General features: G+C 69.3%; 16 protein-coding genes. 5 read left to right on the top strand and 11 right to left on the bottom strand.

Annotated elements, in window-relative coordinates:
- Positions 1 to 5: 5 nt before the first annotated feature.
- From AC1Z4A_RS03630 to AC1Z4A_RS03670, 9 genes are all read right to left on the bottom strand, one after another.
- Positions 6 to 1193, bottom strand: a complete 1188-nt coding sequence (locus AC1Z4A_RS03630; RefSeq protein WP_483676366.1) for a DUF711 family protein — start codon at positions 1191 to 1193, stop codon at positions 6 to 8.
- On the bottom strand, positions 1190 to 2374 hold the full coding sequence (locus AC1Z4A_RS03635; protein ID WP_483676367.1) for a cytochrome P450: 1185 nt from the start codon (positions 2372 to 2374) through the stop codon (positions 1190 to 1192). The genes AC1Z4A_RS03630 and AC1Z4A_RS03635 overlap by 4 nt, the downstream gene beginning before the upstream one ends.
- Positions 2371 to 3111, bottom strand: a complete 741-nt coding sequence (locus tag AC1Z4A_RS03640; RefSeq protein ID WP_483676368.1) for a thioesterase II family protein — start codon at positions 3109 to 3111, stop codon at positions 2371 to 2373. The genes AC1Z4A_RS03635 and AC1Z4A_RS03640 overlap by 4 nt, the downstream gene beginning before the upstream one ends.
- Positions 3108 to 4886, bottom strand: coding sequence for a non-ribosomal peptide synthetase (locus AC1Z4A_RS03645; RefSeq protein WP_483676369.1), 1779 nt, complete (start codon positions 4884 to 4886; stop codon positions 3108 to 3110). Before AC1Z4A_RS03645 ends, AC1Z4A_RS03640 begins: the two co-directional genes overlap by 4 nt.
- A 64-nt stretch (positions 4887 to 4950) precedes the next feature.
- Positions 4951 to 5628: a ubiquinone/menaquinone biosynthesis methyltransferase gene (locus AC1Z4A_RS03650; RefSeq protein ID WP_483676370.1), complete on the bottom strand. Its 678-nt coding sequence runs from the start codon at positions 5626 to 5628 to the stop codon at positions 4951 to 4953.
- Positions 5629 to 5656: 28 nt separating this feature from the next.
- Complete coding sequence (locus tag AC1Z4A_RS03655; RefSeq protein ID WP_483676371.1) at positions 5657 to 6682, bottom strand: UbiA family prenyltransferase; 1026 nt, start codon at positions 6680 to 6682, stop codon at positions 5657 to 5659.
- Between the two features lie 58 nt (positions 6683 to 6740).
- Complete coding sequence (locus AC1Z4A_RS03660; protein WP_483676372.1) at positions 6741 to 8123, bottom strand: cytochrome P450; 1383 nt, start codon at positions 8121 to 8123, stop codon at positions 6741 to 6743.
- Positions 8124 to 8305: 182 nt separating this feature from the next.
- Positions 8306 to 8836 (bottom strand): SixA phosphatase family protein, encoded by a 531-nt coding sequence (locus AC1Z4A_RS03665; RefSeq protein WP_483676373.1) that lies wholly within the window; start codon positions 8834 to 8836, stop codon positions 8306 to 8308.
- A complete protein-coding gene (locus AC1Z4A_RS03670; RefSeq protein ID WP_483676374.1) occupies positions 8833 to 9687 on the bottom strand; it encodes a hypothetical protein in 855 nt (284 codons plus the stop codon). The genes AC1Z4A_RS03665 and AC1Z4A_RS03670 overlap by 4 nt, the downstream gene beginning before the upstream one ends.
- Before the next feature lie 347 nt (positions 9688 to 10034).
- Between AC1Z4A_RS03670 and AC1Z4A_RS03675 the strand changes: the two genes are divergently transcribed.
- From AC1Z4A_RS03675 to AC1Z4A_RS03685, 3 genes are all read left to right on the top strand, one after another.
- Positions 10035 to 10754 (top strand): hypothetical protein, encoded by a 720-nt coding sequence (locus tag AC1Z4A_RS03675; protein ID WP_483676375.1) that lies wholly within the window; start codon positions 10035 to 10037, stop codon positions 10752 to 10754.
- Positions 10755 to 10773: 19 nt separating this feature from the next.
- Positions 10774 to 11631, top strand: coding sequence for a class F sortase (locus AC1Z4A_RS03680; RefSeq protein ID WP_483676376.1), 858 nt, complete (start codon positions 10774 to 10776; stop codon positions 11629 to 11631).
- 132 nt (positions 11632 to 11763) lie between these two features.
- Positions 11764 to 12249, top strand: coding sequence for a DUF779 domain-containing protein (locus AC1Z4A_RS03685; protein WP_483676377.1), 486 nt, complete (start codon positions 11764 to 11766; stop codon positions 12247 to 12249).
- Here the strand turns inward: AC1Z4A_RS03685 and AC1Z4A_RS03690 are convergent.
- Entirely contained in the window at positions 12189 to 14414 is a 2226-nt protein-coding gene (locus AC1Z4A_RS03690) for a putative bifunctional diguanylate cyclase/phosphodiesterase (protein ID WP_483676378.1), read from the bottom strand. The genes AC1Z4A_RS03685 and AC1Z4A_RS03690 overlap by 61 nt on opposite strands.
- A gap of 529 nt (positions 14415 to 14943) precedes the next feature.
- Positions 14944 to 16317, bottom strand: a complete 1374-nt coding sequence (locus AC1Z4A_RS03695) for a peptidase C39 family protein (protein ID WP_483676379.1) — start codon at positions 16315 to 16317, stop codon at positions 14944 to 14946.
- A 147-nt stretch (positions 16318 to 16464) separates the two neighbouring features.
- On the opposite strand from AC1Z4A_RS03695, the gene AC1Z4A_RS03700 reads away from it, so the two are divergent.
- Entirely contained in the window at positions 16465 to 17043 is a 579-nt protein-coding gene (locus AC1Z4A_RS03700) for a uridine kinase family protein (RefSeq protein WP_483676380.1), read from the top strand.
- Between the two features lie 510 nt (positions 17044 to 17553).
- Positions 17554 to 19464, top strand: a complete 1911-nt coding sequence (locus AC1Z4A_RS03705; RefSeq protein ID WP_483676381.1) for an AAA family ATPase — start codon at positions 17554 to 17556, stop codon at positions 19462 to 19464.
- Positions 19465 to 19579 lie beyond the last annotated feature (115 nt).

Below are 19579 nucleotides of genomic sequence, written 5' to 3' on the forward strand. Positions count from 1 at the left end.
TGTCCCTAAGCGGTGGGATAGTCGATGTTGACAACCTGCTCTGCCCGGAACTCCGTCCGATGCGGATCCGAGTCCACCGGCGCGAGCATGAGACGGGCGGACAGCGGCTTCGCCCACCGTGCCGACAGTGCCGCCATGTCCCTGATCATGGCGACAACCTCATGCTCCGGCGTCGATCCGGGCAACGGGATCGTGTCCAGTCCGGCACCGCAGACCGACGAATACGCGAGCACCGAGTCGGTATTGATGCGGCCCTCCTGCCAGGCGAGGGCGAGCACCCTGTCCTCGAGTACCGGGAGCATCAGACCCGCATATCCGACAATGGGCTGGCTCACCGACCGAATGCCGGCAGTGACTGCGGCGCAGGTTGCGATCGTGCCGGAGGAACCGAACCGGATTCCGCCGACGTTCTCCAGGAACTCTCCGATGCTGACATCGGGCGCACAGGCCGGCGACGGATCGAAACCGTGGAACCGCAGGCCGTGTCGCTCGCATGACGGTCTCAGCAAGTCTTCGAACAAGTCCAGCTGTTCCTGCAGACACGCCCTGGTCAGCTGTGTCGCCTCCGTGAGGTCACGGGGGCGGTTCGCCCGTACGCCGGCGAGCAGCGCGCCGGCCGATTGCAGTCCCACGCTCACCCCTGCGCTGCCGCCGTCGCTGTAGGAGCCCGGAAACAGCGGAGCATTGGCGCCCAGGTTGGCTACGGCCGCGAAACGGAAGTTGGCGTCGATGTCACGGCTCGCCAGCTCGCGGATCACGGCCCCGCTGAAATCGACAGCGGAGTGGTCCACGTCGGCACCATCGGCGACGACAACAGCCAGGAACAGCGACGGGTTTTCGACCAGCACTTCCGCGACTTCGGAAGGCGTGAGACCCGCGAGCGCGGCAGGCCGCAGCGCACCCAGAGAGGCGCTGCCCACGCCCGCCTGCCGGCAGCCTTCCACCAGATCAGCGGCTCGCGTGCGGAGCTGGTCGTGGTTCAGCGGTCCGTCGAGTGCCGGGCTGGAAAGGCGGACCGTCTGTACTTCGAACCCGGCGCGCGTGATCTTTTCGGCGGTCTCCAGCGCCTTCTCGCCGTATTCGCTGATGCCGATGCCGATGCCGATGCCACTGGCTCGTCCGCCCTGGAACACGTCGTCAGGAAGGCAGAGCGTGACGGCACGCACCTGAGATGCGGGGATCGTCTCTGTCATGCGTGGAGCACCACCGGAAGCTCGTTCAGACCCCAGGTGAAATTCGACCCGTTGTAGCGCGGCTCGCCCTCGAGCGTCATCGATCCCACCATGCTGCGCAGCGTCCGGAGATACGCCGTGATTTCCAGGCGCGCGAGCCGGCTCCCCAGGCACATGTGGCGGCCCGCGCCGAAGCTGAGATGCCGGTTGCCGGTCCGTCCGGCATCGAACGTGTCCGGGTCGTCGAATATCTCTTCGTCCCGGTTGGCCGAGCCGATCCAGGTCACGACGCGTTGTCCGGGCCCGATCTCGACCCCGCCGACCTCGACCGGCTCGGTCGTGGTCCGCAGCACGTGCATCCCGGGCACTGACCAGCGCAGCCCTTCCTCGGTTGCGACGGCCGGGTCGACCTCCCCCTGGACGATTCGACGCCATTGATCCGGGTGCTCCACCAGTTGCTGCGTGAGCGAAGCCAGCGTGTACCGGGTCGTTTCGTTGCCACCGGCGAGGATCCCGCTGAAGTTGAAGACCAGTTCCTCGTCGGTCAACTGCGAACTGCCGTCGTCGAGATCGGTGAGCCCGCTGATGAAGTCGTTCGCAGCAGTTCGGCGGTTCTCGCTCACCATGTCGCTGAAGTACTTGAAAATCTCACTGTTCGCCGTGATGCGGCGAATCTCCGAGGGCGATTCAAACGCCTCGGTGGTCTTCTTGCCGATCCATTCCCAGTCCGAGCGAGGCAACCCCATGATCGCGCAGATGACATCGGTCGGGATGCGCTCGAGATGCTTGATCAGATCCGGTTCCGGGTTCCGGATGGCGTCGGTGACGACGTCGGCGACAACCTTCTCCACGTATTCTTCGGCCCTGGCGAGGACCTCGTTCGAGAACGGCTGGATGAGTACGCGCTTCATGCGCGTGTGATCCGGCGGGTCGGAAACGATCAGCATCTTGTTCGCGACGGCCTCGACGGCGCGCTCTGTCGAGCCGAGCCGCATGCCTTTCGTCGAACTCAGCCTCGTGCTGTCCCGGTGAACGGACACCACGTCGTGGTACTTGGTGACGCTCCAGAACCCCTCCGGCTCCCCGGGGGATTGCTGCCAGGACACCGGATCATTGGCCCGGTACCACGCGAAGACATCGTAGAACCCGGTTCCGTCGAAGAGACCCGGCTCGAACAGGTCCGGCGCCGTCTGCTGCTTCACCCGTGCACCACCTGACGAGGGGCGGTCTCGAACGCGACGCCGGAGAGAATCCCGACGAGGACGTCCTGGTCCATGAACTCGTGATGATCTGCCTCGATCACCTGATGTCCTCGGAAATCGGCCGACCTGTCACGCCACCCGGCCATCTGCACGGTGGTGACGACGCTGTCGCGGCTCCCCGATACCGTGCAGAGCGATGTGCTCGTCAGCGGCGTGGACGGGACCTGATAGCCGGCCATGAGCCGCAGGTCCGAGCGCAGTGCCGCGATGGCGTAGCGGGCGAAGTCGGATTCGCGGATCGATGGATGCAGGAGAGCCGTCAACTCCGCCAATGGCGGGTTCGCCGCCGGAAAGGTCTCCCAGTGCTCCGGCGATCGGGCTGCGGCCACCACCAGCGAACGAGGCGCCGCGCCCTCGGATTCGAGCTTCCTGGCAACCTCATAGGCGATGAGCGCACCGAGGCTGACGCCGAGGAGGACCAGCGGTCGGCGAAGTGCCTGGTCGCGCAATTCGGTGCTGATGCAGTCGACCACCTCGGCCAGGCTGTTCGCCGGGGAGTCCTGCAACCGGTCCTCCCGCCCCGGCAACTGCACCCCCAGCAGATTCAGCCCGGAGGGCAGCGCCGCTGCGATCGAGTGCAGGCGCAGGCAGCCTGCGCCCGCCTGCGGGAAAGCCACCACTGTTGTGGAGGCGCTCTCGCCGGGAGCGGTCGCCGTGAAGGATCGCAGATAGGTCATGCCGACCTCGTTTCTTCGATCCGTTGTGCCAGCGCTCGAGGAGTCCGGGTCGTGAGGACGTCGGTGATCGACACTGTGACCTCGAGCTGCGTCTCTATTCGAGAGGTCAGTTGGGCCGCAAGCAGTGAGTGCCCGCCGACAGCGAAGAAGTCGGCGTCTTCGGCGACGCTGTGCCCGAACACGTCGCTCCAGGCCGCAAGGATGCCGTCGAGGAGCCGGTCATCGCTCATGGACCGGGCGCTGTCTCCCACCGCGTCGTCGCGGTTGCCGGAGAATTCGGTATCGCCGAGGGCAGCGACCTCGCGTCGCGAGACCTTTCCGGTCGGATCGAGCGGAACGTCGACGATTCGATGCATGAAGGCCGGGCACAGCTGCCGCGGCAGTCGTGCGGCGAATTCGGAGGTGATCCGCTTGCGCAGGTCGTCGTCCAGGAGGGTGCCGGATGCTGTTTGCAGACCGATGGCGAGCGTGGGCGGATCACCGCGCGTGTACGCCACCGCACCCTCGACGCCCTGCACCTCGCAGGCGATGTTCTCGATCTCCTCGAGTTCTATGCGGAAGCCGCCTATTTTGACCTGGTTGTCGGCTCGGCCGAGGATGCTCAGCTGTCCGTCGACACGGAGCGTCCCCAGGTCCCCGGTCCGGAAGTATCTGGTGCCGTCCCGGTCGATGAACCGGTCGGCGCCCGGCCCGCTCGTGCTGACGTACCCGAGAGCGACTCCGCTGCCACCGATCAGAACCTCGCCGGTAACGCCAGGAGGAACTTCGTTCAGATCGGCATCGACGACGGTGACCGTGTAGCCGGACAGCGGACGGCCGATCGTGCGGGGGTCTTCCTGGCGGGCGGTATCGGCCATGGTTGCGGCGATGGTGGTTTCGGTCGGCCCGTACACATTGATCACTCGGTCGGCGATCTTCTGGAGTCGGGCGACGAGCGAGTCCGGGCAGCGCTCCCCCGCCACCACGGCAACCTCGACATCGGGCAGCTTCTCGATCGCGGCGTAGAGCGACGGGGTCATGCAAAGGTTGTCGATTTTCTGCGCGACCAGGGCCTGTTCCACGCCCCCGAGGGTGGTGTCGACCGCGACGCACGTGACGCCATTGACGAAGGGAGTGAGTATCGACCACAGCCAGCCGTCGAAACCCGGAGAGACCACCGAGACGGCTCGGCTGCCGGGCCGGTATCCCAGCGATTCGGCATTGGCCAGGAAATTCTCCAGGCTCGCAGAGGCGACGCGAACGCCCTTCGGACGGCCGGTGGTGCCCGACGTGTAGACGACGTACGCCTCCGCCCCGCCCTCACGGCGGGTCCATTCGTCGCAGAAAAGCTCGGTGAGGGGGAGACCGGTGGACTCGATCTCGGAGTTGTGCGGCTCGATCACCGTCAGGCCCAGATCCGCGGCATCCGGTTCCGGCGACACGAGCACCGAGCATCCGGCATCCTGCGTTATCCAGCGCAGACGCTCGATCGGGTGCCGCTCGTCGAGCAGCACCGCCGAAGAACCGTTTGCCCAGATCGCAAGCAGGCTGCTGAGTGCGTACCGTGAGCGGCCGGCCATGACGGCGACGCGATCACCCGCCCCGACCCCGGCCCGCTCAAGTCGGTCGGCCAGGGCCCGCGTTGACGTGGCGATCTCTCTCCAGGCCAGCCCGCTGCCGTCGATTCCGATCGACCCGACCCGGTCGGGGTACTCGCGGGCCCAGCGTTCCAGCGCCTTCTCGGCGCGTGATGTGCAAGGAACGGCCGGAGCGTCGGCCAGAACAGGTTTACTCACAGGATCTCCCCCTCGGTTCACCAAGAAAGTTCTTGGCGCGTCGAGATACCGATGGCGTCGGCCATCAGCTCGACTTGGTGGCCCACAGAATGAAGTTCGTGCCGAAGAACTTCTTGTGCCACCCGATGTCCTTGAAGCCGAGTCCCCTCAGAGCTTCGGCGATCTGCCGCGGGGACTCGAAGGCGCGTGTGCTGGATTCAAGATAGGTGTAGGACGACCGGTCGCGGGCCACGATCTGCCCCAGCAGCGGAACGACGATGCGCATGCCCCACTTCACGACCAGCTTCACCGGGCCGCTCGGGGGGCACGTTTCGAGAATCACCACACGGCCGCCGGGCTTGAGGACCCGGCGCTGCTCGCGAAGCACTCCGTCCAGGTCCTGGACGTTCCTGAGGAGATAGCCTTCGGTGATCCCGTCGAAGGACTCGTTCTCGAACGGCAGACGGGCTGCGTCGGCATGCTGCCAGCGAATCGCGTCCGCCCCGGGCTTGGTCTTTGCGCGACGCAGCATCTCCTCCGAGAAGTCGGCGCCCGTCACGGTGGCGGCAGGGTACCTTCGTGCCGCCGCCAGGGCGATCACCCCTGTCCCCGTGGCCAAGTCCAGCAGGTGCCCGCCCTCGGCCGGTACAGCCGGTGCCACACGTGCGGCCACTTCGCGGCACCATTTCTCATGACGGCCGAGCGTCATGACGAAGTTCATCCGGTCGTAGTACCCGGCGATCTTCTGGAAGATCCCGTGCACTTCGGAGCCTTTGTCACGAGGCGTGCAGTCACTCGTCACCTCTCCGACCTCCTCCACCTGGAATGCTCACTGTCGGCTCGGCCCGGGCGACATGGTGACTCACCCTGGAGTCCATTCCGGACACATCCGACCCGGCCATGACCGCAACAGCGAGGAGCCCAGTCAGTGCGGATCCCACCGACGGATGCACCCCGAAGAGCAGAAGGCCGAGGAACACCACGGACACATACATGTCACGCTGGCCAACCAGGTTGTACTCGACCGGCGTTCGGGCCCGGACCATGGTGATCATGTTAGCCACAGCCGGCAGCACCATGACGCCCGCATAAGCCAGACGATCGGGCAGGTCGGTGACGAGGACGAGCACCGGGAACGCGGCGTAGACCAGCGTTGTCGCTATCGCGGCGACCCAGGCGCCCGCTTGCTGCGACGGCAGGAGTGCCGGGATCGTTCTGAGTCCGGCCGCCTTGTCCCCCGCGTAGTCGGGAACATTCTTCATGATTCCCTTCGCGAAATACCAGCAGAACAGGAACGCCCCGAGGAGGACCGGCTGGTAGGAGTCGTAGTGAGGGATCTCCCACCACGAGTCCGCGAGCAGCGCACCCGCGATGTACGGTTCCGTGACCGCCATCGAGAACACCGCCATACCGATGATCGGGCGGCCCTTCAGACGGAACCTCGGCGAGGAGTAGCCGAGCACCAGGAAGATGCTGAACACCCAGAGGAGAGTCTGGGCGAGCGATATCAGCAGCGACAGCAGAAGCATGATGCCCAAGCTCGCGGACACCACCTTCTGGAGGAGTCCCTCGCCTGCCGCTTCGACCAGCTTCAAGCGGCCCGGTACGTTCTTTCCGTCCTCCACGAGATCGGTCACGGCATTACGGGCATTGGCCGCCAGAGGGGCGAGAACGTGGAAGAGGATGCCGAGCACCACCGCAAGGTCGAAGCGGTGATCGGCCACGGCCACACCCACGCAGTAGGAGAGGGGGCTGACGAGAAGCGTGCGCGGACGCACGTTTTTGACTACCGCGTTGAAACGCGCCAGGTGGCGCATAGGTCAACCTCTCTCGTGGTGTCGTGAGCTGCCGGCGGATACGCGTCCGGAGCGGGTGTCAGATCCTGGTGAGAATCAGCCCGAAGTCGTCACGAGGACGCAGGGTGAGGAGAGCCCTGGGGTCGGGACCCGCGGAGTCCCGCAGCGATATCTCGAACTTGTCGAGAACGCTCGCCAGCAGCATGCTCATCTCCATCATGGCGAACCCCTTGCCGATGCACATATGGGCACCGGCACCGAAGGGCAGGTACTTTCCCCTTCCGGGAGTTCCGTCCATGAAGCGCTCCGGAACGAACTCGTCGGGCCGCTCCCAGACGTCCGGATCCCTGTGGATGGCCGCGACGTTGAGCATCACGAACGACCCCTTGGGGGCCTTGGCCGAGCCGATGAGCGCATCCTTCTTGACTTGCCGCGGAATGGTCGGGGACGGCGGAAAGAGCCGCATGCCCTCATTGATGACGCATTCCAGGAACTTGCTGCCCTTCGGCTCCTTCTGGGCAGGCGACACGGACGAACGCGCCTCCTGCCGAGCGCGCTGCTGAACGTCCGGATAGCACGCGAGGAGGTAGAGGATCCACGTCAGCGCACTGGCCGTGGTCTCGTATGCGGCCACGAATGCGGTCAGAACTTCGTCCCGGACCTCGCGATCGGTCAGTGGATCTGCGGTGTCGCCGACTCTGGCCGCCAGCAGGAGATCCAGAAGGTCGCCGTGCTGTTCGTCGGTCCTGCGCCGCTCTTTGACGATCCGGTAGACGAGATCGTCGAGGCCCTGCATGGTCGAGGTGAAATTGCGGTTCCGCCGGGTCGGCACGCCGACCGGCAAGGCGAGCGGCATCCGGAGTCGGCGCTCGACGAAGTCGAGGAGGAACGAGACCGTCCGCGGCGTGATGGTGCCGGAGACCGTGTCGCCGGATCGGCTGAACATGCACCTCGACACGATGTCGAGGGCGAACGCCAGCATTTCCTCGTGAACCTTCAGATCTGTCCGGCCGTGCTGTTCCCACCGCCCCGTGTGCTCGGCGATCACATCGGCCATCTTCTGCTGCATGCCGGCCAGGGCGGAGCGACCGTACATGGGCTGGAGGGCCCTGCGCCGCTGCATCCAGTTGTCGTGATAAGGATTGCTGATCAGCCCGTCCCCGAGCACCATTCTCAGGGGATTGTCGGCGTCCGGCTTGCCGAAGGTGTGGATATCGGAGAGGACAACATCCGCCACAGCACTTCGATTGACGAAGATCATGGTCTTGGGGCCGACGTGGAAATACGACACTTCGCCGCCGTCCGAAGCGGCGTATTGAATGGCGTTCAGCAGGTTCGACCGCAGCCGGAGAATGTCTCCGAGCGCCGGGACGCGCACCCGTGGCGCCGTAGGCGTCGCGAGAACGCCGCTGTCGTGCCGTAACCGCCTCGTGGGCAGCGCACTCGTGACGGTTCCTGCCATCCCCGATCCCCCTGGTCAGTCGATGCGTCATGCATATTGACGGGAAACTCATGCAGTGACGCAATATCGTTGACAGGAAGTTGCCAATCGGTCCTGATCTTTCAGGGCGCGGGCCTTCTCCGATGGTGAGATGTCACGTTCATGAGGAGACAGGTATGTTGCCGATTTCCCGGCTTCCGGCTTCAGGCCTTCTTCCCCCGCGGCACGGCCAGATCGCTCAGCAATGCCGCGCCGGGCCCGAGGTCCACCCAGTTTCCGGGCCAGGCCAGCACGGCAATGGCAGCAGTCGGAAACTTGGCCTCGGCCCGCTGCGCGGTATCCCCGAGCGCTTCGCCGGGGAGTGTCAGGATCAGCTCCTGGAGATCCGGATTGTGTCCCACGAGCAGCAACGTGCCGACGGCGGGCGGGATTTCGTGAATGATTTCCAGCAGTCCCGGGAAAGATGCCCGATAGAGGCGGGGTTCGTGGCGTACGGGCGGTGGCGGGGCACCCAGCTGCTCTGCCGCCAGGGTCCATGTTTCGCGGGCCCGGCGCGCAGTGGAGCACAGGACGAGATCCGGCACGCAGTGCGCCTCGCGCAGCCAGCGCCCGGCAGCCGGGGCGTCCCGGCGACCGCGTGGTGCGAGGGGGCGCTCGTGGTCGTCGGTGTCCGGCGGCCAGGCGGACTTGGCGTGCCGCAGCACGACCAGTCGGCGGAAGGGCGGCTCCGTCATGTCGCCGGCCTGTGCGCACGGACGGCCGCGTGGCCGATTTCGCGGGTGAGTTCCAGGGCGAGTACCCGGTCCAGGTAGGTGAAGGTCTCGAACTTGGCGCCGTCGGGCACCTCGCCGTCCCCTTCCAGCCGGCCGAGGGCGTCGAGGACGGCCCGGGTGTCGAGGCTGTCCTCGAGACCGGCCAGGGCCTGGCCCAGAACCTCGGCGCACATCGGCTTCGACGGCGCCTGCGCCCAGTTCGCCACCGAGCGCCGCCACCTCGCCAGGGTTCGCTGTGCCCATGCGAGTGCGTCGGATGTGAGGTGCACGGTTTCGTGGTGGCGGTGGTTCAGCAGGGCCAGCCGCAGGGCGAGCGCTTCGAGGCCTGCGGGACCCGGCTGGTCGTACGGGTGCACCGCACCGACCCCGATGACGATCCCTTGGGCCGCGGCTTCCCGCTGGTCTTCCCGCTGGGCGGTGACGTGCACGTCGGGCGGACCGCCCAGCGCCTCGGTGACCTCCTCCGGAGTGCCGGAGGCCGCCGGTGGGCGGATGCCGAGCGCGGCGGCCCTCACCTCGAACGCCCCTTGCGCGCCACCGGGCCGGTCGGGCCGGGTGATCCCGAGGAGGGCCTGCCCGCCGTGCAGCTCCACGGTGCGTACGAGGACGTCGGCCACCAGACGTACCCTCAGGCCGGCCGGTTCGGTTGCTGCAGCATCTCCCGGGCCCTGGGCGATGACGCGCAGGGGGTGCCGGAATCCCGGTTGGATCTCCACCGGAGCGTGGGAACGCGCATCGAGAATGCACAGGACCGCTCCGCGTCTGTCGCGCCGGTCCATCGGCACCACACGCATGTCGCCTGCTCCGGACATCCGCCGAGCCTCTCCTCAGCCGAGCTTCTCCTCCGGGGTGAGCCCAGGCGATCAACCCGTGGGTTCCCGCTGCGACCCGGATGTCTTCCAGTGTCGTGCCCCCTGGTGCAGCGGGACAAGCGCGCGTACGACCGGCGCCCCGCTTGCGCCCGAGGCGTACCGGGCCGGAGCAGACACCCTGCCGATCAAGCTTCCCCACACGCCGTTTTGCACCGTTTTCAGCCGAAATCCAGGGCCCATCTCGTCCGTCTGGCCCCATTCGGTTACCGGATGGAGCAATAGGACTACCCTGCGGATGCTCCGGCCGGGTTGCCGGGTGAACCTCGGAAACGAAGGAGGTACACCCAATGAAGTCAATCCGTACCGCTCTGTGCGGCACACTGACGGCAGTCGCCGTCTCGGCGGCGCCCGCCGCCTACGCCCTGAGCTCCTCCGCAGCCCCCGTCAAGACCGTCGAAAGCCGTCAGGTCGTCAAGTACGACAACCGCGACAACTGCGACGACTGCGACGAACACGAGCACGGCCGGGAGCATGGCCGCGACCACGAGGGCCGGGGCGAACACGGCCGCGACCACGAAGGCCGAGGCGAACACGGCCGCGACCACGACCGTGACGACTGCGACGACGACCACGGCCGCGACCACGAGGGCCGGGGCGAACACGGCCGGGACCACGAGGGCCGCGGCGAACACGGCCGCGACCACGAAGGCCGAGGCGAACACGGCCGCGACCACGACAAGGGCGACGACCACGGCCGCGACCACGAGGGCCGGGGCGAACACGGCCGGGGTGACCACGGCCGCGACCACGAGGGCCGCGGCGAACACGGCCGCGACCACGAAGGCCGAGGCGAACACGGCCGCGACCACGACAAGGGCGACGACCACGGCCGAGAGCACGAGCGGCCGCACCACCACGCCCACGCGGGCGGCGGCGCCACCGCGTCCGTCGCCGCTTCGGAGTCCTCGACTCCGGACGCTCCGGCACTCGCTCTCGCGGGCGCCACGCTGGGCATGGCCGGTGGGCTGATCTGGTACCGCCGCCGCGCCAGCGCCGCCAAGCGGTGACGGGAAGCGAACCGGCGTCATGTCAGAAGCGCGCACGGGCGGCTCGCGCCGTCTGCTGACAGGGGTCACCTGGGTGGCACTGCTGCTGGCCCTCTGGCTGTGGGGCCACGACATCACCGTCGACGAGCCGATAACCACGGCTCCGAAGACCGGTGACGTCGCCGCCACGGGCTTCCCCCATGCGCGCGACCTGCCCCCGGTACACGAATCGTTGCCGGGGGCAGGCCCCCAAGGGCTGGTCATCAAGGCCATGGGCCTGCGGGCCCCCATCGAGGGCCACGGACTGGACGCCCTGGGCGGTGTCGAGCCGCCCCCGTACGAGCGGCCCAACTCGGTCTCCTGGTACCGCGACGGCCCCGCACCCGGCACTGCGGGTGCAGCCGTGCTCGTGGGCCATGTGGACACCAAGACCTCGCCCGCCGTCTTCTACGAACTGAGCAACATCAAGCGCGGGACGAAGGTCGACGTCACCCGGGCGGACGGCTCCACCGCGGAGTTCACCGTCGAGAACATCGCCGTCGTCGACAACAACCACTTCGACGTCGACAAGGTCTACGGCGCCGCCGACACCAGGCGCCCCGAGCTGCGCCTGATCACCTGCGGCGGCGACTACGACCGCGCCCATCACGAGTACAAGGCCAACCTCGTCGTCACCGCCTATCTGACGGCGGCCAGCGGGCTGCCCTCCGACCCCGGCATCCTGGCGAAGCCGTCCAAGTCCCCGGACCAGGCTCCGGCTCCGGGCAGGACCGAGCCGGGCAACTCCAGCGGCAGCGATAATTCCAGCGACTCCGGTGATTCCGGCGACTCGAGCGGTTCGGGCGAAGCGAACACCTCGGGCGACGACGGCAAGGCAGCCGTGCCGGCCCGCCGCTGACCCCACCGGCGAATTTCCCCACCTCACCACCCTGGCGATCAGTTCGCCCTTCGGGGCAGGCTGTCACCTCTCAGGACAGTGAGGAGGAAATCCCATGAATCCGCACTTACGCCGGAAGCCAGGGCACCGCCGATGAGACGGCCCGCAGAAGTGTCCCGCATCGCGCTCACCCCGGGCGCGGCCGACCTCATCCGCCGGCTGCGCGAGAAGCACGGGCCGTTGATGTTCCACCAGTCCGGCGGCTGCTGTGACGGCAGTTCGCCGATGTGCTACCCGCGCGGCGAGTTTCGTACGGGTGGTTCCGATGTTCTGCTCGCCGACCTCACCGTCGACGGAGTGGCGGAACCGGTCGGGTTCTGGATGGCGGCCGACCAGTTCGAGCGGTGGCGCCACACCCACCTGACGGTGGATGTGGTGCCGGGCCGCGGCAGCGGCTTCTCGCTCGAGGCCCCCGAAGGGGTGCGCTTCCTGATCCGTTCCCGGCTGCTGACGGACCGGGAGGCCGGCCTCCTGGACGGCCGGGAGGGCCGAAAGGGCCGGCCGTCCGCCCGTCAGGGCTACGAGGCGTCCGCCAGCGAGAGCGCGTGCAGGCGCTCGGGCGGGCCCGGGCGCGCGTAGTACCAGCCCTGGGCCGTGTCGCAGCCCAGCAGCCGCAGGTGATCGGCCTGATTACCCGTCTCCACGCCCTCGACCGTGACCGACAGGTCGAGGGTGTGGGCGAGGGAGACGATGCCCTCGACGATCTTGACGTCGACCGGGTCGGCCGGGGCGTGCTGCATGCCGCGGGTGAAGGAGCGGTCGAGCTTCAGCGTGCCGACCGGCAGCCGGCGCAGGTACGACAGGTTGGAGTAGCCGGTGCCGAAGTCGTCGAGGGCGATCTCCACGCCCAGGTCGGCGAGCTGGCGCAGCGGCCGCAGCTCCTCCTCGTCCGCGCCGATCAGGGCGTTCTCGGTGACCTCCAGGCACAGGGCGGAGGGGTCGAGTCCGGCGTTGCCGAGGACGGCGACGGTGTCGGCGACCAGGCCGGGGTAGCGGAGCTGGGAGGGCGAGAGGTTGACGTTGACCCGCATCGGGGCGCTGCGGTCGCCGTCGGCACGCCAGGAACGGGCCTGGCGGGCGGCCTCCTCCAGGACCCAGCGGCCCAGCGGCACGATCAGTCCGGTGCTCTCGGCGAGCGGGATGAACTGGTCCGGTCCCAGGACGCCGTGCACCGGGTGCAGCCACCGGACGAGCGCCTCCGCGCCCCGCACGCTGCCGTCGGAGAGCCGTACGAGCGGCTGGTACTCGATGAAGAACTCGCCGTGGTCGAAGGCGGCGGGCAGGCAGTTGGTGAGGCTGTGCCGGGCGATGGCGCGCGCGTCGGAGTCGGCGTCGGCGTGCACGTACCGGTTTCCCCCGGCGGCCTTGGCGCGGTACATGGTGATGTCGGCGCTGCGCAGCACCTCGGCGGCGCCCAGCTCGCCGGCGGCGCCGTCGACGATGCCGATGCTGGCCCGTACGGACAGGTCGCGGCCGTCGAGGTGGACGGGCTCGGCGAGGGCGGCGAGCATGCGGCGGGCGAGGGCGGTGGCGTCCCCGGGTGCGGAGGGTCCGGTGATCAGGGCGACGAACTCGTCGCCGCCCAGGCGCGCCACGAGTTCGTGGGGTGCGTTGACGCAGGAGCGCAGCCGCTCGGCGACGGCGACGAGCAGCTGGTCGCCGACGGCGTGGCCGAGGCTGTCGTTGACGGCCTTGAAGCCGTCGATGTCGAGGTAGCAGAGGCCGAAGCGGGCGCCTTTCCCGTCTCCGTCACCGGTCTCGCCCGCCCCGTCGGCCCCGTCGGCCGCGAGCGCGCGGTCGAGGCGCTCGAAGAACAGGGTCCGGTTGGGCAGGCTGGTGAGGGCGTCGTGGGTGGCCTCGTAGCGCAGCCGCTCGTGCAGCAGCCGGCGCTCGGTGATGTCCTCCATGATGGCGAGCTGGTAGCGGGGCTCGCCGGAGGCGTCGCGCAGCAAGGAGACCGAGAGGTCGGTCCACAGGACGGTGCCGTCGCTGCGGTAGTAGGGCTTCTCGACGCGGTAGCGGTCGCGGTCGCCGCGGACGAGTTCGCGGTAGAGGCCCCAGAACTCGGGGGAGTCGTCGGGGTGGACCATCTCGCCCACGTTGCGGCCGGTCACCTTGCGGCCGGTGCTGCCGAACATCCGCATGAGCGCGTCGTTGACGTCGGTGATGCGGCCGTCGACGTCCGCGATGCCGATGCCTATCGCGGCCCCTTCGAAGACGGCCCGGAAGCGCGCCTCGCTGTGCTGCAGGGCCTGTTCGGTCTCGGCCTGGGAGGCGAGCGCGGCCGCGGAGACGGCCTCCTGCTCGGCGACGGTCCGGTCGCGCAGGGCGCGGGCGAAGCCCGCGGCGATCGCGTGCTGGAGCCGGGAGCAGCGGGCGCGGCTCTCCTCAGCGGGCATGGGCACGTCGGGCGGGCAGTACAGCACGAGGTAGGCGTCGACGACGCTGAGGATCAGCGGCAGGACCTCGGGGTCGGTGCACTGCGCCCGGACGAGTGCGGCGCCGACGTCGGCGGCGGGCCTGGGGTCGAAGGGGCGGGCGTAGAGGGCGTCCCGGAGGACGGCCGCCAGGGGCACGAGGTGGCGCTCGAACTCGACGCGCGGCATGGCGGCCGCCGTGCCCGGGTAGACGGCCCGGCTCCAGATCGCGGCGAACCGACGCAACCGGTCGTCCCTGGAACCGGAGCCGAGGACTTCCACAGTCGCGTACGAAACCGGGGCGGCGGTTTGATTCACGGGCAGCATTCTGCCACTCGGAATTCCGGTCACGGTTTCCGCCCCACCCCGGGATGGTGGCTGGGAGCCGGATCCTCACGTCGCCGAGCTGCGGAAGCGGTGCTGTGCCCGGTGCGCCCCGCGGTGCCGTGCGCGGCGTCGGAGGTGATTCCGGGGACGGTTCCGGATGCGCCGCCGGGCCGGACGGGGAGGCGCCGGGGTGCAGACAAGTCGACGCCTTGGGGGGACCGGACGGGACGCTCCATCAGACCTCTGTCTCCAGCTCGGCTCGGGAATGCTGACCAGCTGTCCAGAGGCTACTGATCGTTCGTTCGATGGGAAGCGCCAAGCGGACACGGGCCATCCGCATTCGGCCAGTGTTCATCTCCGCGCTTCTACGGCATCCATTCCAGCGCACCTGAAACCACCCGCAGGAGTGATATGGCTCTCTTTCAGACGGTGCGGCGGTACGGTGCGGCGGCCGGGAAGCTCCGCCGCACCGTCGAGCCGCCCGGTGCCACGGTGCCGGCGGCCGGGTGCAGGCAGGGGCGCGGCGTCCTCAGCGCACGCCGACGGAGGCCAGCGCCCGCGCCTGACCGACCGTTGGGCGCACCGGGAAGTAGAGGTAACACACACCTCCGGAGCCGCTTCTGATCTCCCCTTGTGCGTTGTGGCGCTTGGTGCGCAGCCAGATGTTCTCGAACTGTCGCCGCTTGTAGACCCGTTCGACGACCGCGTCCGAGCGGCTGGCCGGATCGTGCGCGATGACGTCGCCGTCCTCGGTGAAGCCCACGACGCACATCAGGTGGCCGGCCGTGCCGTAGCCCGCGCCGTCCAGCTCGGAGGCGAGGAAGGACTGCGAGGTGATGACCGGGATCCCCGCCCGGATCAGCCGCTCCGCCTCGTTGAGGGAGCGCAGTCTCGTGATCACGCCCTGCATGTCGTGGTACGTGGCCGCGTAGGCGGCGTTGAAGGGCCAGTTGCCGCAGCCCTGGTACTGGTAGTCGTAGGTGAACCGGGCCGCGTGGCACACCTGGGGGTCGTCGTACGAGGCGTCGACCCAGGCGAGGTCCGCGGCGGTGGGCCTGCGTCCCCAGTACTCGACGACCATCTGCGAGGAGGTGGGGCTGCACCAGGCCTCGCCGCCGTTGTCGTACTCGGGGTACTGGCCCTTGTGGATCTCCTGCGAGTAGCGCGGCACGGCCAGCTTGCGGCCGGCCCCCTCCCCCGGCCGGGAGGCGGGCACCTCGAAGCGGTCCGGGATGTCCGAGGCCATCGCGCCGAGGCGCCACACGATGGGCGTGCGCCCGCTGCCGGGCTTGCGGTGGAGGGTGAGCCGCAGTTCGTACGAGGCCAGGCGCAGGCCGCTCGCGGTGTCGGCGACGGCGAGGGTGTCGGTGGAGACGCTGCTCTTCTTGTCGCCCTGGCCGTCGACGGAGGTGCGCCGGATGTCGTCGTGCCCGTCGCCGGACGCCCAGCGGCCCATCACGTACCAGGGGCTGGCGGTGCCGTCGGTGTAGGCGGCGCGCAGCTCGGCCTGGATCCAGGTGCCGGCCGGGGTGTGGGCGTTCCAGGAGACGACGATCTCGCTCGCGGGCACGGGCGGCTCGGCCACGGGCGCGAGCCACGTGGCGTACTCCCAGTCGGCCGTGGTGCGGGTGTGCGGGTCGGTGTACTCCCGGGTGCCGATGGGCCGGTCGATCACCAGGCCGGGGCGGGAGCCGCCCAGCACCCGGGTGCCGGCTCCCCTGCCGCCGGACCACTGGGGGAAGGTCGTCCAGGCCCGGTAGTCGACGGAGCCCCCCGGTCGGCCCGGGCCCCGGCCGGGTGTCGCGGCGGACGCGGCGGCGGCCGAGGCGAGCGGTGTGGCGGTCGCGGTGAGGGCGAGGGCGGCGCTGAGGACGGTGCGGCGGGGCGTGGGTCTGCTGGACATGACGCGTGCTCCCCCAGTCGTGGGTGGATGGGGCGGCGGGCGCGGTCCGCCCGCCCGGCCGGACCACTATTGCGGCTCGGGACGGGCCGGGGCCAGTGACGCGGAGCCCACGGCGGTTCTTTCCCCGTGACCGCCTACCGTGGACCGGTGAACCTCACCGCTCTCGCCCGTCACCTGCGCACCCTGCCCCCCTCCCTCGGGCCGGTCCGTCTCGTCGCCGTCGACGGCCACGCCGGTTCCGGGAAGACCACCTTCGCGGGACGGCTGTCCGCCGCCCTGGGGGGTGCCCCCGTCCTCCATCTGGACGACCTGGCGACGCACGAGGAGCTGTTCGAGTGGACCGGGCGCCTGCGCGAGTGGGTCCTGGAGCCGCTCGCGCGCGGCGAGACGGCCCGGTACCGGGCCTACGACTGGGTGGCCCGCCGCTTCGGGGCCGAGCACGAACTGCAGCCCGAACCGGTGGTCCTGGTGGAGGGCGTCGGCGCGGGCCGCCGCGCCCTACGGCCTTATCTGGCGTGCCTGTTGTGGATGGAGTTGACGCACGAGGGCTCCTGGGAAAGGGGTCAACTCCGCGACGGTCCCGAACTGACCGAATTCTGGGACGGCTGGAAGCAGGCGGAGCGAGCGCATTTCACTACCGACCCCACCCGTCCCTACGCGCAACTCCTGGTACTCCAGAGGCCAGAGGGATACATGTTGCAGAAGGGACCTCAGAAAACCGACTGAACGGCCGCCTCCCTCACGTTCCGTGAAGGAGTGCCGCCCCTGCACACCCCGCCGTCGGACGATCCCCGACCGGTGCGCCAACTCGGCTTGACCCGGGGGGCGTACAGGACTTACGTTCTCAATGTGCGGTCCGTCGAGGCCGCTTACAGACGCGAAGCCCCCGGTTGTTCCCCCGTGATCGGGGGCTTCGTACTGCCCCCGGCACAACGATCCGCCCCCTTTGCCCCCTCGCGCGGCCGTACCGGGTAACCCTCGGTGACCGCTCTCCGGATCGCTCCATCGTGCGCCCCCGGATCACGTTCGTGCCCATGAACTGCGCCCCCGCACCCTTCGAGCGACGCCGATCGCGCAGGTACGATGCGAACGGCACCACCGTCGCGGGCCGCCGCGGCAGGGTGCACCGGCACACACTGGTCAACTCCCGTCCACAGCACAGCGGTTCGGAACGGCACGGCCAAGGCACTCGCCCGGCGGCAGGCACGCTACGGGGGCAGGTTTGTGGGGGACGTGATGGATCTCGGCATGCAGGGCCCACCCGCCCCGGCCGATCTCGCCTGGCTGCGCGCCGTCGACGCCTACACCATGGGCGCGTACACCCAGGCCGAGGAGGAGTTCCGGGCAGCCGTGCGCGTCGACCCGGGAATGGCGGACGCCTGGCTCGGCCTGCACGCGCTGCGCGCCGAGACCACCACCGCGCTGCTGCGCATGTACCGGCACCGGGACCGCTTCGGCGAGCAGCGCGCCCGCCACCGGCGCCCGCTCAACTCGTGGTACTGGCTGGGCTGGTGGGTCCAGCCGGTCCTGGAGACCGGCCGTGACCTGCTGCTCGCACACGCGTCCCACTGGCTGGACGGGCGGCACGTCCCCGAGCTGGACCGGGCGCTCGCCGGCTGCCCGCCGGTGGAGACGGACCCGCACGTCCGTTTCCTCCACGCCTGCCGCGCCTATCTCGTCAAGGACTGGGAGCAGCTCGTGCGCCACACCGAGCCGCTGCTGAACGATCCGCTGCTGGGCATCGAGGCCGGGCTCTTCGGCGGCATGGCCCGGGTCCGCCTGGAGATGTACGGGCAGGCGGAACCGCTGCTCGCCGCCGCGCTGATGCGCTGCCGCAGCGAGCAGCCGCAGCGCAAGGAGCTGCGCTACTGGCTGGCGCGCGCCCACGAGGGCACCGGCCGCAGCGCCGCCGCGCTCCCCCTCTACCGCGCGGTGCACCGCGTGGACCCCACCTTCATGGACACCTCGGCCCGGCTGACCGCCATCGCCGACGGGGACGGCGACGGCCTGGACGACCCCGTGGACCTGACCACGGTGCCCGTGGGCGGCGCCGTCCCGGAGCCTCCCGATCCGGCCACCGACCCGGCCCCTCTGTCCTCCCCCGACCCCCTCGACGTGCTCACCGGCACCGACCCGGAGACGGCCGGAAGCGCCCCGGTCGAGGCGGACGGCGTGCGCGAGAAGTTCCGGCTGCCGGCGCAGCCGGGCGCGGCGCCGCTGCCGGGCCGCTCCGACCCCGTCCTGCTCGCCAAGGCGCTGGCCGAGCTGGAGCGCATGGTCGGCCTGGAGCCCGTCAAGCGGCAGGTGCGGGCGCTGTCCGCACAGCTGCACATGGCCCGGCTGCGGGCCGGCCAGGGGCTGCCCGTCCAGCCTCCCAAGCGCCACTTCGTCTTCTCCGGTCCCTCCGGCACCGGGAAGACCACCGTCGCCCGGATCCTCGGCCGGGTCTTCTACGCGCTGGGGCTGCTCGGCGGCGACCATCTGGTCGAGGCCCAGCGGGCCGATCTGGTCGGCGAGTTCCTGGGGCAGACGGCCGTCAAGGCGAACGAGCTGATCGATTCCGCGCTGGGCGGGGTCCTGTTCGTCGACGAGGCGTACAGCCTCTCCAACTCCGGCTACAGCAAGGGCGACGCCTACGGCGACGAGGCCCTCCAGGTGCTGCTCAAGCGCGCGGAGGACAACCGCGACCGCCTCGTGGTCATCCTGGCCGGCTACCCCGAGGGCATGGACCGCCTCCTGGCCGCCAACCCCGGGCTGCACTCCCGCTTCACCACACGAGTGGACTTCCCCAGCTACCGTCCCGCCGAACTCACCAGCATCGGCGAGGTGCTGGCCGCGGAGAACGGCGACTGCTGGGACGAGGAGTCCCTGGAGGAGCTGCGCAGCATCAGCGGCCATGTGGTCGAGCAGGGCTGGATCGACGAGCTGGGCAACGGGCGGTTCCTCCGCACCCTGTACGAGAAGAGCTGCGCGTACCGGGACCTCCGGCTGTCGGCGTATGCGGGGACGCCGACGCGGGACGATCTGGCGACGCTGCGGCTGCCGGATCTCATGCAGGCGTACGGGGAGGTGCTGTCGGGGCCGGGGTGGGGCTCACCCCGGCGCCGCCAGGGGGATGCGCGCGATCCGCAGGATCCGGCGCCGTGACGCGCCGACGCCTCGGGTGGGTTCGGCACCGCCGGGTGCGTTGGCGGGGGTTGCTCGCCGTTGCGGCGGAGTTGCGTTCCCCGATCCCGCCCCTTCCCGAAACCGGGGGCAGGCC

The organism is Streptomyces sp. 17_S59, assembly GCF_056930295.1.

Bases quoted from the DNA above. Each gene is read 5' to 3' on its own strand.
- AC1Z4A_RS03690 (WP_483676378.1), bottom strand. From the start codon at position 14,414: ATGCTGCCCGTGAATCAAACCGCCGCCCCGGTTTCGTACGCGACTGTG.
- AC1Z4A_RS03640 (WP_483676368.1), bottom strand. From the start codon at position 3,111: ATGACCTATCTGCGATCCTTCACGGCGACCGCTCCCGGCGAGAGCGCC.
- AC1Z4A_RS03670 (WP_483676374.1), bottom strand. From the start codon at position 9,687: ATGTCCGGAGCAGGCGACATGCGTGTGGTGCCGATGGACCGGCGCGAC.
- AC1Z4A_RS03675 (WP_483676375.1), top strand. From the start codon at position 10,035: ATGAAGTCAATCCGTACCGCTCTGTGCGGCACACTGACGGCAGTCGCC.
- AC1Z4A_RS03680 (WP_483676376.1), top strand. From the start codon at position 10,774: ATGTCAGAAGCGCGCACGGGCGGCTCGCGCCGTCTGCTGACAGGGGTC.
- AC1Z4A_RS03660 (WP_483676372.1), bottom strand. From the start codon at position 8,123: ATGGCAGGAACCGTCACGAGTGCGCTGCCCACGAGGCGGTTACGGCAC.
- AC1Z4A_RS03630 (WP_483676366.1), bottom strand. From the start codon at position 1,193: ATGACAGAGACGATCCCCGCATCTCAGGTGCGTGCCGTCACGCTCTGC.
- AC1Z4A_RS03695 (WP_483676379.1), bottom strand. From the start codon at position 16,317: ATGTCCAGCAGACCCACGCCCCGCCGCACCGTCCTCAGCGCCGCCCTC.
- AC1Z4A_RS03685 (WP_483676377.1), top strand. From the start codon at position 11,764: ATGAGACGGCCCGCAGAAGTGTCCCGCATCGCGCTCACCCCGGGCGCG.
- AC1Z4A_RS03705 (WP_483676381.1), top strand. From the start codon at position 17,554: ATGGATCTCGGCATGCAGGGCCCACCCGCCCCGGCCGATCTCGCCTGG.
- AC1Z4A_RS03665 (WP_483676373.1), bottom strand. From the start codon at position 8,836: ATGACGGAGCCGCCCTTCCGCCGACTGGTCGTGCTGCGGCACGCCAAG.
- AC1Z4A_RS03655 (WP_483676371.1), bottom strand. From the start codon at position 6,682: ATGCGCCACCTGGCGCGTTTCAACGCGGTAGTCAAAAACGTGCGTCCG.